Source organism: Rhodopseudomonas palustris, from assembly GCF_034479375.1.
Classification (GTDB): domain Bacteria; phylum Pseudomonadota; class Alphaproteobacteria; order Rhizobiales; family Xanthobacteraceae; genus Rhodopseudomonas; species Rhodopseudomonas palustris_M.
Genome location: NZ_CP140155.1, coordinates 1,533,589 through 1,549,051 on the forward strand (window position 1 = coordinate 1,533,589; position 15,463 = coordinate 1,549,051).

Sequence of the window (15,463 nt, forward strand, 5' to 3'; positions counted from 1 at the left end):
TACGGTCCTTGCCGGTTACGGAAGCGCGGCTGCCTTCACGGCAGTCGCGGCGGCGGCGTAATTGTTGACGAGTTGCTGGACCGATGCGGCCGACATGTCCAGCACCGGCTTCGGATAGAAGCCGAACAGGATGGTCAGCACCACCAGCGGAGCCAGGATGATCCCCTCGCGCCAGGTCAGGTCCTTGATGTCGGCCAGCGCCGGCTTGGTCAGCGCGCCGAACACCACCTTGCGGTAGAGCCACAGCGCATAGGCCGCCGACAGGATCACGCCGAGCGAGGCGATGGTCGCGGTCGGAATATTGACCCGGAAGGTGCCGAACAGCGTCATGAATTCACCGACGAAGCCCGAGGTACCCGGCAGGCCGACATTGGCCATGGTGAACACCAGAAACACGAAGGCGTAGATCGGCATCCGGTTGACGAGGCCGCCATAGGCCGCGATCTCGCGGGTGTGCATCCGGTCGTAGATCACGCCGACGCAGAGGAACAGCGCACCCGAGACGATGCCGTGCGAGATCATCTGGAACACGCTGCCGGCGACGCCCTGGGTGTTGCCGGCGAAGATACCCATGGTGACGAAGCCCATATGCGCGACCGAGGAGTACGCGATCAGCTTCTTGATATCCTCCTGCATCAGCGCGACCAGCGAGGTGTAGACGATCGCGATCACCGACAGGCTGAACACCAGCGGCGCGAAATACACCGAGGCATCCGGGAACATCGGCAGCGAGAACCGCAGGAAGCCGTAGCCGCCCATCTTCAGCATGATCGCCGCCAGCACGACCGAGCCGGCCGTCGGCGCCTCCACATGCGCGTCCGGAAGCCAGGTGTGCACCGGCCACATCGGCATCTTCACCGCGAACGATGCGAAGAACGCCAGCCACGCCCAGGTCTGCAGGTTGCGCGGGATCGCGGTGTTCATCAGCGTCGGGATGTCGGTGGTGCCGGCGGTCCAGTACAGCGCCATGATCGCCAGCAGCATCAGCACCGAGCCGAGCAGCGTGTAGAGGAAGAACTTGAACGACGCGTAGACCCGGCGCGGACCGCCCCAGACGCCGATGATCAGGAACATCGGGATCAGGCCGCCTTCGAAGAACAGATAGAACAGCACCAGGTCGAGCGCCGAGAAGGTGCCGATCATCAGCGTTTCCAGCACCAGAAACGCCATCATGTATTCGCGCACCCGCATCGTGATCGATTTCCAGCTCGCGAGGATGCAGAACGGCATCAGCGCGGTGGTCAGGATCACGAACGGCAGCGAAATGCCGTCGACGCCCATGTGATAGGTGATGGTGGCGCCGAGCCACGGCGCCTTCTCGACGAACTGGAAGCCCGGGTCGGCGGCGTCGAAGCGCCACACCAGGATCAGCGACACCGCGAAGGTGATCAGCGTGGTCCACAGCGAGATCCAGCGCGCGTTGCGGCGCGCCGCCTCGTCGTCGCCGCGGGCGAGATAGACCAGCGCGGCGCCCACCAGCGGCAGGAAGGTGACGACCGACAGAACCGGCCAGGTCATGATTGAAGCCGACATTAGCGGCCTCCCCCGCCGAGCATGAACCAGGTGGTCAGACCGGCCACGCCGATCAGCATCGCGAATGCGTAGTGATAGAGATAGCCGGACTGCAGCTTGACGACGCCGCGGGTGACGTCGAGCACCCGCGCCGAGACGCCGTCGGGGCCGAGGCCGTCGATCAGCATGCCGTCGCCCTTCTTCCAGAGCTGCCGGCCGATCCACTTCGCCGGCCGCACGAAAATCACCTCGTACAGTTCGTCGAAGTACCACTTGTTGAGCAGGAATTTGTACAGCAGCGGTTGCTGCGTCGCGAGCTCGACCGGCAGATACGGCCGGCGGATGTAGAACATCCACGACACCAGGAAGCCCACCACCATCATCACCGTCGGCAGATAGGCGATCCCGGCCGGGATGTGGTGCATCTCCTCGATGATGCCGGGATGCATCTTGAGCGAATTGCGGAAGAACTCCTCGACGCCGTGGCCGGCGAACAGTTCCTTGAACGGATAGCCGGCGGCGAGTGCGCCGACCGCGAGGACGAACAGCGGGATCGTCATCGTCAGCGGGCTCTCGTGCGCGGCTTCATAGTGCTTCTGGTCGTGCGGCTCGCCGTGGAAGGTCTTGAAGATCAACCGCCACGAATAGAACGACGTCAGCAGCGCGGCGACGACGGTCATGAGGAAGCCGTAGAACGCCATCGGATTGTGCGAGACGTAGGCCGACTCGATGATCGCGTCCTTGGAGAAGTAGCCGGCGGTCAGCGGGAAGCCGGTCAGCGCCAGCGTTCCGATCACCATCACGATGTAGGTGAACGGGATCTTGTCCTTCAGCCCGCCCATGTGGCGGATGTCCTGCTCGTGGTGCATCGCGTGGATCACCGAGCCCGCGCCCAGGAACAGCAGCGCCTTGAAGAAGGCATGCGTGAACAAATGGAACATGCCGACCGAATAGGCGCCCGCGCCCATCGCCACGAACATGTAGCCGAGCTGCGAGCAGGTCGAATACGCCACGATCCGTTTGATGTCGTTCTGCACCAGACCGATCGTCGCCGCGAACAACGCTGTGGTGCCGCCGATCAGCATCACGAAGGCCTGCGCGTTCGGGGCCAGCTCGAACAGCGGCGACATCCGCGCCACCATGAACACGCCGGCGGTCACCATGGTGGCGGCGTGGATCAGCGCCGATACCGGGGTCGGGCCTTCCATCGCGTCCGGCAGCCAGGTGTGCAGCAGGAACTGCGCCGACTTGCCCATCGCGCCCATGAACAGCAACAGGCAGGCCAGCGTCAGCGCGTCGGCGTTCCAGCCGAAGAAGTTGATGGTCTTGCCGGTGAGCCCGGGCGCAGCCGCGAAGATGGTGTCGAAATCGGTCGAGCCGACCAGCACGAAGACGGTGAAGATGCCGAGCAGGAAGCCGAAATCGCCGACGCGGTTGACGACGAAGGCCTTGATCGCGGCGGCGTTGGCCGATGGCTTCTGATACCAGAAGCCGATCAGGAGGTAGCTCGCCAGACCGACGCCTTCCCAACCGAAGAACAGTTGCAACAGATTGTCGGCGGTCACCAGCATCAGCATCGCGAAGGTGAACAGCGACAGATAGCCGAAGAACCGCGGCCGGTGCGGGTCCTCGTGCATGTAGCCGATCGAATACAGATGGACGAGGCACGACACCGTCGTCACCACCACCAGCATCACCGCGGTCAGGGTGTCGACCCGGAGCGCCCAGGCGACCTGCAGGTCGCCGGAATTGATCCACGGAAACAGCGCGACGCGAGCGTCGTGATGCATGAAGCCGACGTCGACCAGCGTCACCCACGACAGCGCGCAGGAGATCAGCAGCAGCGCGGTGGTGATCACCTCGGTGGTGCGCGAACCGAACGCCGCGGGTTCGACCGGGCCGTGGCCGTGATCGTCGTGGCCGTCGTCATGCGCGGCGTGACCATGCGCATCGTGGGCATGCGCGGCGTGGCCGTGACCATGGTCGCCGTGATCCATGGTGTCGCCGCTGGGGTTGCGGGCATGCGCGCCGGCCAGAGCAATGATCGCGGCGATCAGCGCGCCGATCAGCGGCAGGAATACGATTGCCTGGATCATGCGTGCGCCTTCGCTGCGAGCCGGATCGCGCCGCGGGACCGCAGCGGGTGATGGACGATCATGCCCTAGCCCTTCATCAGGTTGATATCTTCAACCGCGATCGTGCCGCGGTTGCGGAAGAACACCACCAACACCGCCAGGCCGATCGCGGCCTCGGCCGCGGCGACGGTCAGCACCAGTAGCGCGAACACCTGGCCGACGATGTCGTTGAGATAGATCGAGAACGACACCAGGTTGATGTTGACGGCGAGCAGGATCAGCTCGATCGACATCAGGATGATGATGACGTTCTTGCGGTTGAGGAAGATGCCGAGGATGCCGAGCGTGAACAGCACCGCGGCGACCGACAGGAAGTGACCCAGACCGATCTCGTTCATCGCACCCACTCCGCGGAGTCGCTGTCGGACAGGCCCTGCCCCGGCTTGACCTGACGGATCGCCATCGCGGTCTCCTTGGTCCGGGCATTCTGCTCGGGAATGTTCTGCCGCTTCACCGCTTTCTTGTGGCGCAGCGTCAGCACGATCGCGCCGACCATCGCCACAAGCAGGATCACACCCGAGATCTGGAAGTAGTGGATGTAGCGCGTGTACAGCACGAGGCCCAGCGCCTCGGTGTTGCTGACGTCGGTCGGGATCGGCGCGGTGATCGTCTTGGTGACGGTCGGCGTGATCACCCAGCCGCCGGCGAGCAGCAGCAGTTCGGCGAGGAAGATGAAGCCGATCAGCAGGCCGAACGGCAGATATTCGAGGAAGCCCTCGCGCAGCCGGCTGAAGTCGACGTCGAGCATCATGATCACGAACAGGAACAGCACGGCGACCGCGCCGACATAGACCACGATCAGGATCATCGCCAGGAATTCGGCGCCCATCAGCACGAACATGCCGGCGGCGTTGACGAACACCAGGATCAGGAACAGCGCCGAGTGCACCGGGTTGCGCGCGAACACCACCATCACCGCGGCGGCGATCGCGGCCCCGGCGTAGAGATAGAAGAACAGGACAGGCATGGACATGGCGTCAGCTCACCGGTACGGCGCGTCGAGTTCGATCGACTTGGCGATCTCGCGCTCCCAACGATCACCGTTCGCGAGCAGCCGAGCCTTGTCGTAATACAGCTCTTCGCGGGTCTCGGTGGCGAATTCGAAGTTCGGCCCCTCGACGATGGCGTCGACCGGGCAGGCCTCCTGGCACAGACCGCAATAGATGCACTTCACCATGTCGATGTCGTAGCGCACGGTGCGGCGGGTGCCGTCGTTGCGCCGCGGCCCCGCCTCGATGGTGATCGCCTGCGCCGGACACACCGCCTCGCACAGCTTGCAGGCGATGCAGCGCTCCTCGCCGTTGGGATAGCGGCGCAGCGCGTGCTCGCCGCGGAAGCGGGGCGAGATCGGGTTCTTCTCGAAAGGATAATTGATCGTCGGCTTCGGTTTGAAGAAATAGCGCATGGCGAGAAAGAACGCCGATACGAATTCCGTCAGCAGCAGCGAACGGGCGGTTGCGTTGATATTCATGACGGCCTCATTTCGGCGCGAGCCCCGCGAATTGCAGGACGGCGGCGACGATCACCACCATCGCCAGCGACAGCGGCAGGAACACCTTCCAGCCGAGCCGCATCAGTTGGTCGTAGCGGTAGCGCGGCACGATCGCCTTCGCCATCGCGAACAGGAAGAACATGAACAGGACTTTGAGCGCGAACCAGACGATGCCCGGCACCCAGGTGAACGGCGCGTAGGGCACCGGCGGCAGCCAGCCGCCGAGGAACAGGATCGTGCCCATCGCGCACATCGTGACGATCGCGACGTATTCGCCGAGCATGAACAAGAGATACGGCGTCGACGAATATTCGACCATGAAGCCGGCGACCAGTTCGGACTCGGCTTCGACCAGGTCGAACGGCGGGCGATTGGTTTCCGCCAGCGCCGAGACGTAGAACACCACGAACATCGGAAACAGCGGCAGCCAGTACCAGCCGAGGATGCCCCATTGCGAGTTCTGCGCCTCGACGATCGCGGTGAGGTTGAGCGAGCCGACGCACAGCAGCACGCAGATCACCACGAAGCCGATCGAGACCTCGTAGGACACCATCTGCGCCGCCGAGCGCAGCGCCGCCAGGAACGGGTATTTCGAGTTCGACGACCAGCCGGCCATGATGATGCCGTAGACCGACAGCGACGACACCGCGAGGATGTACAGCACGCCGACATTGATGTCGGCGATCACCCAGCCGGCGTTGACCGGAATCACCGCCCAGGCCGACAGCGCCAGCACGCAGGTCACCAGCGGCGCCAGCAGGAACACGCCCTTGTTGGCGCCGGACGGAACCGTCGGCTCCTTGACGACGAATTTGAGCAAATCGGCGAAGGATTGCAGCAGGCCCCAAGGCCCGACCACGTTCGGGCCGCGCCGGATCTGCACCGCCGCCCAGATCTTCCGGTCGGCGAGCAGGATGTAGGCGATCGAGATCAGCAGCAGCACGAGCAGCAGCACGCTCTGCCCGATCACGATGATCAGCGGCCACAGGTTGGTCATGAAGAAATCAGCCATGGGCCTCGCCTACTCCGCCGCCGTCAGCATCTGCCCCGACGCGAGGCGGGAGCACTCCGCCATCACGGCGGACGCCCGGGCGATCGGGTTCGTCATGTAGAAATCGGCAATCGCCGGTTTGATCGGCGCCTTGTCGACGCTGCCGCCGGAGGCGGCGAGCGTGCGGACGGCGCCGGCGTCGCCGGCCTCGATCTGGTCGACCCGCATCAGATGCGGCACCGCGGCGAAGATCGCCTTGCGCAACGCAGCCAGCGAGTCGTAGGGCAGCTTGGCGCCGAGCGCATCCGACAGCGCCCGGATGATCGCCCAGTCCTCGCGCGCATCGCCGGGCGGGAACGCCGCGCGATTGGCGATCTGCACCCGACCTTCGGTGTTGACGTAGATGCCGGACTTCTCGGTGTAGGCCGAGCCCGGCAGGATGACGTCGGCGCGATGCGCGCCGCGGTCGCCATGGGTGCCGATATAAACCACGAACGCGCCGTCCGGCAGCTTCACTTCATCCGCGCCGAGCGCGAACACCACGTCCAGCGCACCGGCGGTGGTCATCTGCGCGGCGTCGATGCCGCCGGCTCCCGGCACGAAGCCGATGTCCAGCGCGCCGACGCTGGAGGCCGCCGGATGCAGCACCGCGAAGCCGTTCCAGCCGTCCTTGACTGCGCCGATATCCGTCGCGAGCTTGGCCGCCGCCGCCAGCAGCGCGGCGCCGTCGCGGCGCGAGGTCGCCGCGGCGCCGACCAGCACGATCGGGTTCTTGGCGTGCTTCAGCGTCTCGGCGAAAGAGTGCTTGCCCGAGGCGATGTCGGCCAGCGTCTCGGCGCCGGCGCCGAGATACGTCGCGGGATATGTCAGGTCGGCCTGCTCGCCGATCACGCCGACCGGCAGACCGCTGGCGCGCCAGCGCTTGCGGATGCGGGCGTTGAGGATCGCCGCTTCCTTGCGCGGATTGGAGCCGATGATCAACAGCGCGTCGGCCTGTTCGATGCCGGCGATGGTCGGGTTGAAGATGTAGGACGCCCGGCCCGCCTTCGGATCGAACGCCGCGACGTTCTGCGTCGCCAGGTTCGACGAGCCGAGTGCCGCGAGTAGTTGTTTGAGAGCGAACATCTCCTCGACCGCGGCGAGATCGCCGGCGATCGCGCCGACCTTCTTGCTGTCGACGCCGGCGAGCTTCGCCTTGATCGCGGCGAACGCTTCCGGCCAGCTCGCGGCGCGCAGCTTGCCGTCGATACGGACATAGGGCCGGTCGAGACGCTGGGTACGCAGCCCGTCGACGATGTGGCGGGTCTTGTCAGAGATCCACTCCTCGTTGATCGCCTCGTTGACGCGCGGCAGGATCCGCATCACCTCGCGGCCGCGGGTGTCGACCCGGATCGCCGAGCCCAAGCCGTCCATGACGTCGACCGACTGCGTCTTGCCGAGCTCCCAGGGCCGCGCCGCGAACGCATAGGGCTTCGAGGTCAGCGCGCCCACCGGGCAGATGTCGACCAGATTGCCCTGCAGCTCCGAGGTCAGCGCGCTTTCGAGATAGGTGGTGATCTCCATGTCCTCGCCGCGGCCGGTCGCGCCCATCTCCGGCACGCCGCAGACTTCGGCGGCGAAGCGCACGCAGCGGGTGCACTGGATGCAGCGGTTCATCGAGGTCTTGACCAGCACGCCGAGATACTTGTCCTCGACCGCGCGCTTGTTCTCGGCGAACCGGCTGGTGTCGACGCCGTAGCCCATCGCCTGGTCCTGCAGGTCGCACTCGCCGCCCTGATCGCAGATCGGGCAGTCGAGCGGATGGTTGATCAGCAGGAATTCCATCACGCCCTCGCGGGCCTTCTTCACCATCGGCGATCGGGTGTTGATCTCCGGCGGCTCGCCGTTCGGACCGGGCCGGCAGTCGCGCACGCCCCAGGCGCAGCTCGCCACCGGCTTCGGCGTGCCCTTCAGCTCGACCAGACACATCCGGCAATTGCCGGCGATCGACAGCCGCTCGTGATAACAGAACCGCGGGATCTCCGCGCCGGCGGACTCGCAAGCCTGCAGCAGCGTGTATTCCGGCGGAACCTCGACTTCCTTGCCGTCGACGATGATCTTGATCATGGCTGTTACTCCGCCGGCTCCATATGCGCCGGATCGAGCACGCCCTGATCGTCGAGCGTGGCCTTGCGCGAGAAATCGTCGATGCGGCGCTCGATCTCGGGCCGGAAGGCGCGGATCAGGCCCTGGATCGGCCAGGCCGCGGCGTCGCCGAGCGCGCAGATGGTGTGGCCTTCGACCTGCTTGGTGACTTCCAGCAGCATGTCGATCTCGCGCTTGTGGGCGCGGCCGTGCACCATCCGGTCGAGCACGCGCCACATCCAGCCGGTGCCCTCGCGGCACGGCGTGCACTGGCCGCAGCTCTCGTGCTTGAAGAAGTAACTGATGCGGGCGATCGCGGCGACGACATCGGTGGACTTGTCCATCACGATGACGCCGGCGGTGCCGAAGCTCGACTTCACCGCGCGGGTGCCGTCGAAATCCATGATCAGCTCCTGGCAATCCTCGGCCGGGATCAGCGGGCACGACGCGCCGCCGGGAATGATCGCCAGGAGATTGTCCCAGCCGCCGCGAATGCCGCCACCGTGCTTCTCGATCAGCTCGCGGAACGGAATGCTCATCGCCTCTTCGACGACGCAGGGCGTGTTGACGTGGCCGGAGATGCCGTAGAGCTTGGTGCCGACATTGTTGGCCCGGCCGATGCCGGCGAACCACGATGCGCCGCGGCGCAGGATGTCCGGCGCCACCGCGATCGACTCGACGTTGTTGACCGTGGTCGGGCAGCCGTACAGGCCGACATTGGCGGGGAACGGCGGCTTCAGCCGCGGCTGGCCCTTCTTGCCTTCGAGGCTCTCGAGCAACGCGGTTTCTTCGCCGCAGATATAAGCGCCGGCGCCGTGCGCGACATAGAGGTCGAACGGCCAGCCGTGAACGTTGTCCTTGCCGATCAGCTTGGCCTCGTAGGCCTGATCAATCGCCGCCTGCAGATGCTCGCGCTCGCGGATGAATTCGCCGCGGACGTAGATGTAGCCGACATGGGCGCCCATCGCGCAGCCGGCGACCAGGCAGCCCTCGACCAGCGTATGCGGGTCGTGCCGCATGATTTCGCGGTCCTTGCACGTGCCCGGCTCGGATTCGTCGGCGTTGACGACGAGGTAGCTCGGCCGGCCGTCGGCATTGTCCTTCGGCATGAACGACCATTTCAGGCCGGTCGGGAAGCCGGCGCCGCCGCGGCCACGCAGGCCGGACGCCTTCATCTCGCTGATGATCCAGTCGCGGCCCTTGTCGATGATCGCCTTGGTGCCTTCCCATTGGCCGCGACGGCGCGCGCCCTTGAGGCCCCAATCGTCGAGCCCGTACAGGTTCCGGAAGATGCGGTCCTTGTCGTCCAGCATGGCTTGCGGCGTTCCCTGTCAGCGATTCGATTGCATGTAAGCGAGACCGGCGGCGCATCCACCAAAGGTGAGCGCCCACAGCAGGCTCGATTCGAGTGTCGCACTCAGCGCGTAGCGCTGCAGCAGAAAAATGAAGCCCGCGGCGACCACCGCGTGCATCGCAATATAGTACGGCTGGCGCATCGGTTCGGCCCTCTCCGCGCGGCCCGAGGCCGCTTTGCTCGGCTCGGTCATGGCGGGTTCTTTTCACTGGCGTCGGCAGCCGGCGCCTTCGGTGCGGGCCGCTCCTGCACATTGGCGGCTTCGGTGGCCTTCTTCGGCTCCTGATCGGTCAGCGCCGGGCCCTCGTTGGTGTCGGTGGCGACGTTGATACCACCATGGATCAGCGTGGTCGGACCGGTACTCGGCGCAGCGTACTGACGGCCGTTCTGCGGACCCGGCTTCGGCGGTTGGCCGGCGGCGAAGCCGTCGAGCACCTTGTTCAGGCTCTCCGGCGTCAGGTCCTCGTAGGTGTCCTTCCAGATCTGCACCATCGGCGCGTTCACGCAGGCGCCGGCGCACTCGACCTCTTCCCACGAAAAGTCGCCGTCGGCCGACAGATGGAACGGGTCGTGATGGATGCGGCTCTTGCAGACTTCGATCAGTTCGCCGGCGCCGCGCAGCCGGCACGGCGTGGTGCCGCAGACCTGCACATGCGCCTTTTTGCCGACGGGATTGAGCTGGAACATCGTGTAGAAGGTCGCGACCTCGAGCGCGCGGATATGCGGCATCTCGAGCATGTCGCTGATCACCCGGATCGCCGCCTCCGGCAGCCAGCCGCCGCACTGCTCCTGCGCCCGCCACATGATCGCGATCACCGCCGAGAACTGGCGGCCGGGCGGGTACTTGGTGATCTCACGCTTCGCCCATGCGAGGTTTTCCTCGGTGAAGGAGAAGCTCTCGGGCTGCAGCTCCTTGGGAGCCAGACGACGAACGGACATGATCAGTTTCTCATCGCGCGCTTGGCCGCGCTCGCATTCAGATTTTGGATCCGGGCCTGCCAGAACGCGCTCGCAGTTCCGACGACGTTGTAGCCGACATTCGACGCGACCTTGATACGGTCGAGAATGGCGAGGTCGACGACGGCCTCGAACTGGTTCGTGCCGGGGTCGTAGACCACGAGCTTCAGCGGGGTTTGTTCGAGGATGAAGCGCGACACGGTATGGTCCTTGTCGCTGCCATGCTCCTCGCAGAGAATTGCGGTATCGCCCTGCAGCAGCCGCTCGCCGCCGCGGATCGCGTCGATCTCGACGCCTTCGACGTCGAGCTTGACCAGATATTTGCCGTCGCCGGCAATCATTCCGTCGTCGAGCAGATCGTCGAGCCGGATCACGGGCACGTCCTCGCCGGCCGCTTCAGCCTTGCCGACGATGCTGAGCGCCTCGTGCTTGGTGCCGGACAACCGCGCGGTGCCGCGGGTGGCGCCGATCGCGCACTTCATCGTCTCGAAGCGGTCGCCGTTGACGCGGGCATTGTGCGCCAGCCGGGTGAAATTGTCGCGCGAAGGCTCGATCGCGATCGCCCGATGCGCGCCGAACGGCCTGCTCGATACCAGCACCGACCAGTAGCCGTAGTTGGCGCCGCAATCGATCAACGTGTAGTCGACATCGACCGAATCGGAAAACAGCAGATCGAGTTCGATCTCGTAGCGATACGACCGCTCGAGCAGCTTGCTCCAGTAACCGTCGCCATAGGGGAACACGAACGTCGCATCCGGATTGAGTTTGATCGCGATATCGCGAGACGGCAGCGCCTTGCGCATCAGATTCGCCGCGGCGTTGTAGCCGCGATACGAGAACGTCGACGACACCCGCGCGCCCATCACCAGCGCGAACGCGGCCAGGCGCTCGACGGCGCTGGCGCCCTCGAGAGCGCCGGTGGCGCGGTCGAACTGGATGGGCTTTGGCGCGATCACCGATCGACCTCTCCGAACACGATGTCGAGCGAACCGAGGATGGCCGAGACGTCGGCGAGCAGATGGCCGCGGCACATGAAGTCCATCGCCTGCAGATGGGCGAAGCCGGGGGCGCGGACCTTGCACTTGTAGGGCTTGTTGGTGCCGTCGGACACGAGATAGACGCCGAACTCGCCCTTCGGCGCTTCGACCGCGACATAGACCTCGCCTTCCGGCACGCGGAAGCCTTCGGTGTAGAGCTTGAAGTGATGGATCAGCGCTTCCATCGAGCGCTTCATCTCGCTGCGGCGCGGCGGGAAGATCTTGTTGTCGTCGACGGCGACGGGCCCCTGCCCGGCGGGCTCATTCAGCTTGGCGATGCACTGCTTCATGATCCTGACCGACTGCCGCATCTCCTCGACGCGGATGCAGTAGCGGTCGTAGCAATCGCCGTTCTTGCCGATCGGAACGTCGAAATCCATCTCGGCGTAGCACTCGTAGGGCTGCGACTTGCGCAGATCCCAGGCGGCGCCCGAGCCGCGCACCATCACGCCGGAGAAACCCCACTCCCACGCCTGTTCCAGCGTCACGACGCCGATATCGACGTTGCGCTGCTTGAAGATGCGGTTGTTGGTCAGCAGCGTCTCCAGATCGTCGACGGTCTGGATGAAGTTGTCGCACCAGGTGTCGATGTCGGCGATCAGCTTCGGCGGCAGATCCTGATGCACGCCGCCGATGCGGAAATACGCCGCGTGCATCCGGCTGCCGGACGCGCGCTCGTAGAACATCATCAGCTTCTCGCGCTCCTCGAACCCCCACAGCGGCGGCGTCAGCGCGCCGACGTCCATCGCCTGGGTGGTGACGTTGAGAAGGTGCGAGAGAATGCGGCCGATCTCGCAATACAGCACGCGGATCAGTTGCGCGCGCCGCGGCGCCTCGATGCCGAGCAGCTTCTCCGCCGCGAGGCAGAATGCGTGCTCCTGATTCATCGGCGCGACGTAATCGAGCCGGTCGAAATACGGGATCGCCTGCAGATAGGTCTTCTGCTCGATCAGCTTTTCGGTGCCGCGATGCAGCAGCCCGATATGCGGATCGACCCGCTCCACGACCTCACCGTCGAGCTCAAGCACCAGCCGCAGCACGCCGTGCGCCGCCGGATGCTGCGGTCCGAAATTGATGGTGAAGTTGCGGAGACCAGCGGCCTCGGTAGCGGCGTCAGCCATGGGGCAAGCTCCGCACACGGGCGAACAGCGAAGGGCGAATAGCGAATGGCGAGTGGTTCATGGCGATCGGCATCACGGCTTCACCCCCGCCTTCTCGTCTCCGGGCAGGATCGGATAGTCCGCGCCTTCCCACGGCGACAGGAAGTCGAACTTGCGGAATTCCTGGTTGAGCCGCACCGGCTCGTAGACCACGCGCTTCTGGTCGTCGTCGTAGCGGACCTCGACGAAACCGGTGAGCGGAAAGTCCTTGCGCAGCGGATGGCCGTCGAAGCCGTAGTCGGTCAGGATCCGGCGCATGTCGGGATGGCCGGTGATGACGATGCCGTAGAGATCGTAGACCTCGCGCTCGAACCAGTCGGTGCCCGGAAACACGCTGATGATCGACGGCACCATCGTGGTCTCGCCGACCTCGGCGCGCAGCCGGACCCGCGCGTTCAGCGCCGGCGACAGGAAGTGGTAGACCAGATCGAACCGCGGCACCCGGCCGGGATAGTCGACCGCGGTGACGTCGACGATGTTGACGAAACGGCAGCGCGGATCGTCGCGCAGGAAGCGCACGACCTCCACGACTTTCGCGGCGTCGATCGTCACGGTCAGTTGGCCGTACGCGATCGAATGACCGATCGCGGCGCCCGGCAAGGCGCCGACGATCGTCTGACCCAGGGTGTCGAGCCCGTTGTCGTCCATGAAGCAGCTTTCTTCTTCAGCGTTCGATCGTGCCGGTCCGACGGATCTTCTTCTGCAGCAGCATCACGCCGTACAGCAGGGCTTCTGCGGTCGGCGGGCACCCCGGCACATAGATGTCGACCGGGACGATGCGGTCGCAGCCGCGCACCACGGAGTAGGAATAGTGATAGTACCCGCCGCCGTTGGCGCATGATCCCATCGAGATCACGTAGCGCGGTTCCGGCATCTGGTCGTAGACCTTGCGCAGCGCCGGAGCCATCTTGTTGGTCAGCGTGCCGGCCACGATCATCACGTCGGACTGCCGCGGCGAGGCGCGCGGCGCGAAGCCGAAGCGCTCGGCGTCGTAACGCGGCATCGACAGTTGCATCATCTCGACCGCGCAGCAGGCGAGCCCGAAGGTCATCCACATCAGCGAGCCGGTGCGCGCCCAGGTGATCAGATCGTCGGTCGCGGCGACGAAGAAACCCTTGTCGGACAGCTCGCGATTGACGCTGAGAAAGAACGGATCGTCGGCGCCGACCGGCTTGCCGGTGTTCGGATCGATGATGCCGCTGGGGGCTCGCGCGATCAGCGGCTGAGCGCCTTCAGGTCGCGTCGACGGCGTCGGCTGCTGCATCGAGGCTGGACTCAATCCCATTCGAGCGCACCCTTCTTCCACTCATACGCGAAGCCGACGGTCAGTACGCCGAGAAACACCATCATCGACCAGAAGCCGGTCGCCCCGAGCTTCCCGAAGGCGACCGCCCAGGGAAACAGAAAAGCGACTTCGAGATCGAAGATGATGAACAGGATGGCGACCAGGTAGAACCTGACGTCGAATTTCATGCGGGCGTCGCCGAAAGCGTTGAACCCGCATTCATACGCCGAGAGCTTTTCGGGGTCGGGCTGCTGATAGGCGACGGCAAAAGGCGCCACCAGGAGGACAAAGCTCAGTCCAGCCGCAACAAGAATGAATACGACGATTGGTAGATAGTTCGGCAGAATGCCGCTCATCACCGTTCCCTATCCCGCGGTGGTGCACCGCCGCAGACTCGTTTGCATTTGAATTGTTCTACCGCTTAGCGCAGTGCAACAGGGGGCGCAAGACAAGCTGTGTTGACACCTAGGTACCTCGTCATGCGCACAGCGCTGGGGTTTTCCCGGACGCACTTTCAAACCCCGGTTCAAAGATTGGTCTGTGGCTGCGAAAACCCCGTATACCTCCGGGAAACCATACCGTCCGCAGACGAAACCATTTTCGGAACCGGCGAAACTTTCCTGAAACACACGCCGGATAAATCTGTGCGCATCGAAGCGGCAAGAAGCACCGCGCGGAGGCGACAGATGAACCACTCAATTCATTCAGCGGACCGGGCGACCCACCTGAAGATCGTGGTCGTGGCGCTCGTGGCCAGCATCGCCGTCGCCGTCCTGGGCATTTCCGCGCGGGTGAGCGCCGACTACAGCCAGACCGCCCACGTCGTGAAGCCGACCAAGCAGATCGCCATCACCAGTTCGGAAACCTCGACGGTGAGATAAGACGCCGGGCAGCGCCCGCATCCTCCCTCACGGATCGTTGAGATCGGCCGCCTCCGGGCGGCCTTTGTTTTGGTCTGGGCCGAGTTCGGGGTCAGGACACGGCCTCCCGCCCCGGCGACATTTCGAAAATGTGCTGAATAGCTGAATAAAAGCTGAAGCGCGGCGTCGGCAGCATGCTCTGCGCGCAATCGCGATGCGGCATCGTCCCGCGCGTCGGGTCGCGAGGCGCGCCGACACACCTCGCGAGTCATCGCGTGACACATCATCCGGAGATCGGCGGGGGACTTTGCGGTTTCGCCAAAGACCTGATTTTACAGGGCTAAATGGCGCGAGAGACGGGGCTCGAACCCGCGACCTCCGGCGTGACAGGCCGGCGCTCTAACCAACTGAGCTACTCCCGCGTGGTTTGCGTCCCGCGCAGGCGGTCGATCTAACGGGGCGTCCTTCCCAAGTCAAGCCGCTTGCGCGAAAGCTCCGTTTCGGCGTGCCGGGGGGCGCTGTTGTCCTTTGATGTCGGCGGTTTTTGGGCCTGCAA

At 64.9% G+C, this 15,463-nt stretch carries 16 protein-coding genes and 1 tRNA gene; 1 reads left to right on the top strand and 16 read right to left on the bottom strand.

Features of this window, described 5'->3' with window-relative positions; translation table 11 throughout:
- Positions 1–15: 15 nt before the first annotated feature.
- The 15 genes from SR870_RS06840 to SR870_RS06910 form a co-directional block, all read right to left on the bottom strand.
- A complete protein-coding gene (locus SR870_RS06840) occupies positions 16–1,533 on the bottom strand; it encodes an NADH-quinone oxidoreductase subunit M (protein ID WP_322517262.1) in 1,518 nt (505 codons plus the stop codon).
- Positions 1,533–3,608, bottom strand: a complete 2,076-nt coding sequence (nuoL, locus tag SR870_RS06845) for an NADH-quinone oxidoreductase subunit L (RefSeq protein ID WP_322517263.1) — start codon at positions 3,606–3,608, stop codon at positions 1,533–1,535. Before nuoL ends, SR870_RS06840 begins: the two co-directional genes overlap by 1 nt.
- A 65-nt stretch (positions 3,609–3,673) precedes the next feature.
- Complete coding sequence (nuoK, locus tag SR870_RS06850; protein ID WP_011441472.1) at positions 3,674–3,985, bottom strand: NADH-quinone oxidoreductase subunit NuoK; 312 nt, start codon at positions 3,983–3,985, stop codon at positions 3,674–3,676.
- Positions 3,982–4,620: an NADH-quinone oxidoreductase subunit J gene (locus SR870_RS06855; protein WP_322517264.1), complete on the bottom strand. Its 639-nt coding sequence runs from the start codon at positions 4,618–4,620 to the stop codon at positions 3,982–3,984. The genes nuoK and SR870_RS06855 overlap by 4 nt, the downstream gene beginning before the upstream one ends.
- Before the next feature lie 9 nt (positions 4,621–4,629).
- A complete protein-coding gene (gene nuoI / locus SR870_RS06860; protein ID WP_322517265.1) occupies positions 4,630–5,118 on the bottom strand; it encodes an NADH-quinone oxidoreductase subunit NuoI in 489 nt (162 codons plus the stop codon).
- A 7-nt stretch (positions 5,119–5,125) separates the two neighbouring features.
- Positions 5,126–6,151: an NADH-quinone oxidoreductase subunit NuoH gene (gene nuoH, locus SR870_RS06865; RefSeq protein WP_322517266.1), complete on the bottom strand. Its 1,026-nt coding sequence runs from the start codon at positions 6,149–6,151 to the stop codon at positions 5,126–5,128.
- Positions 6,152–6,160: 9 nt separating this feature from the next.
- Entirely contained in the window at positions 6,161–8,236 is a 2,076-nt protein-coding gene (gene nuoG / locus SR870_RS06870) for an NADH-quinone oxidoreductase subunit NuoG (protein WP_322517267.1), read from the bottom strand.
- Positions 8,237–8,241: 5 nt separating this feature from the next.
- A complete protein-coding gene (gene nuoF, locus SR870_RS06875; RefSeq protein ID WP_322517268.1) occupies positions 8,242–9,567 on the bottom strand; it encodes an NADH-quinone oxidoreductase subunit NuoF in 1,326 nt (441 codons plus the stop codon).
- Between the two features lie 18 nt (positions 9,568–9,585).
- Entirely contained in the window at positions 9,586–9,801 is a 216-nt protein-coding gene (locus SR870_RS06880) for a hypothetical protein (protein ID WP_322518401.1), read from the bottom strand.
- Complete coding sequence (gene nuoE, locus SR870_RS06885) at positions 9,798–10,547, bottom strand: NADH-quinone oxidoreductase subunit NuoE (RefSeq protein WP_322517269.1); 750 nt, start codon at positions 10,545–10,547, stop codon at positions 9,798–9,800. Before nuoE ends, SR870_RS06880 begins: the two co-directional genes overlap by 4 nt.
- 2 nt (positions 10,548–10,549) lie before the next feature.
- Positions 10,550–11,521, bottom strand: a complete 972-nt coding sequence (locus SR870_RS06890; RefSeq protein WP_322517270.1) for an FkbM family methyltransferase — start codon at positions 11,519–11,521, stop codon at positions 10,550–10,552.
- The gene (locus SR870_RS06895) at positions 11,518–12,723 is read right to left on the bottom strand and encodes an NADH-quinone oxidoreductase subunit D (protein WP_322517271.1); all 1,206 of its coding nucleotides are present in this window, start codon (positions 12,721–12,723) and stop codon (positions 11,518–11,520) included. Before SR870_RS06895 ends, SR870_RS06890 begins: the two co-directional genes overlap by 4 nt.
- Positions 12,724–12,795: 72 nt before the next feature.
- Entirely contained in the window at positions 12,796–13,410 is a 615-nt protein-coding gene (locus tag SR870_RS06900; protein WP_322517272.1) for an NADH-quinone oxidoreductase subunit C, read from the bottom strand.
- Positions 13,411–13,426: 16 nt separating this feature from the next.
- On the bottom strand, positions 13,427–14,026 hold the full coding sequence (locus tag SR870_RS06905) for an NADH-quinone oxidoreductase subunit B family protein (RefSeq protein ID WP_322518214.1): 600 nt from the start codon (positions 14,024–14,026) through the stop codon (positions 13,427–13,429).
- 11 nt (positions 14,027–14,037) lie between these two features.
- Positions 14,038–14,403, bottom strand: coding sequence for an NADH-quinone oxidoreductase subunit A (locus SR870_RS06910; RefSeq protein ID WP_011441460.1), 366 nt, complete (start codon positions 14,401–14,403; stop codon positions 14,038–14,040).
- A 330-nt stretch (positions 14,404–14,733) separates the two neighbouring features.
- On the opposite strand from SR870_RS06910, the gene SR870_RS06915 reads away from it, so the two are divergent.
- Positions 14,734–14,928 (top strand): hypothetical protein, encoded by a 195-nt coding sequence (locus SR870_RS06915; protein WP_322518215.1) that lies wholly within the window; start codon positions 14,734–14,736, stop codon positions 14,926–14,928.
- A 324-nt stretch (positions 14,929–15,252) separates the two neighbouring features.
- On the opposite strand, the gene SR870_RS06920 is transcribed toward SR870_RS06915, so the two are convergent.
- A tRNA-Asp gene (locus SR870_RS06920) sits at positions 15,253–15,329 on the bottom strand.
- Between the last annotated feature and the right edge of the window lie 134 nt (positions 15,330–15,463).

Excerpts from the sequence above, each read along its gene's own strand:
- nuoH (WP_322517266.1), bottom strand. The coding sequence starts at position 6,151 with ATGGCTGATTTCTTCATGACCAACCTGTGGCCGCTGATCATCGTGATC.
- SR870_RS06895 (WP_322517271.1), bottom strand. The coding sequence starts at position 12,723 with ATGGCTGACGCCGCTACCGAGGCCGCTGGTCTCCGCAACTTCACCATC.
- nuoF (WP_322517268.1), bottom strand. The coding sequence starts at position 9,567 with ATGCTGGACGACAAGGACCGCATCTTCCGGAACCTGTACGGGCTCGAC.
- SR870_RS06840 (WP_322517262.1), bottom strand. The coding sequence starts at position 1,533 with ATGTCGGCTTCAATCATGACCTGGCCGGTTCTGTCGGTCGTCACCTTC.
- SR870_RS06910 (WP_011441460.1), bottom strand. The coding sequence starts at position 14,403 with ATGAGCGGCATTCTGCCGAACTATCTACCAATCGTCGTATTCATTCTT.
- SR870_RS06905 (WP_322518214.1), bottom strand. The coding sequence starts at position 14,026 with ATGCAGCAGCCGACGCCGTCGACGCGACCTGAAGGCGCTCAGCCGCTG.
- SR870_RS06880 (WP_322518401.1), bottom strand. The coding sequence starts at position 9,801 with ATGACCGAGCCGAGCAAAGCGGCCTCGGGCCGCGCGGAGAGGGCCGAA.
- SR870_RS06855 (WP_322517264.1), bottom strand. The coding sequence starts at position 4,620 with ATGTCCATGCCTGTCCTGTTCTTCTATCTCTACGCCGGGGCCGCGATC.
- nuoI (WP_322517265.1), bottom strand. The coding sequence starts at position 5,118 with ATGAATATCAACGCAACCGCCCGTTCGCTGCTGCTGACGGAATTCGTA.
- SR870_RS06900 (WP_322517272.1), bottom strand. The coding sequence starts at position 13,410 with ATGGACGACAACGGGCTCGACACCCTGGGTCAGACGATCGTCGGCGCC.
- nuoE (WP_322517269.1), bottom strand. The coding sequence starts at position 10,547 with ATGTCCGTTCGTCGTCTGGCTCCCAAGGAGCTGCAGCCCGAGAGCTTC.
- nuoG (WP_322517267.1), bottom strand. The coding sequence starts at position 8,236 with ATGATCAAGATCATCGTCGACGGCAAGGAAGTCGAGGTTCCGCCGGAA.
- nuoK (WP_011441472.1), bottom strand. The coding sequence starts at position 3,985 with ATGAACGAGATCGGTCTGGGTCACTTCCTGTCGGTCGCCGCGGTGCTG.
- nuoL (WP_322517263.1), bottom strand. The coding sequence starts at position 3,608 with ATGATCCAGGCAATCGTATTCCTGCCGCTGATCGGCGCGCTGATCGCC.
- SR870_RS06915 (WP_322518215.1), top strand. The coding sequence starts at position 14,734 with ATGAACCACTCAATTCATTCAGCGGACCGGGCGACCCACCTGAAGATC.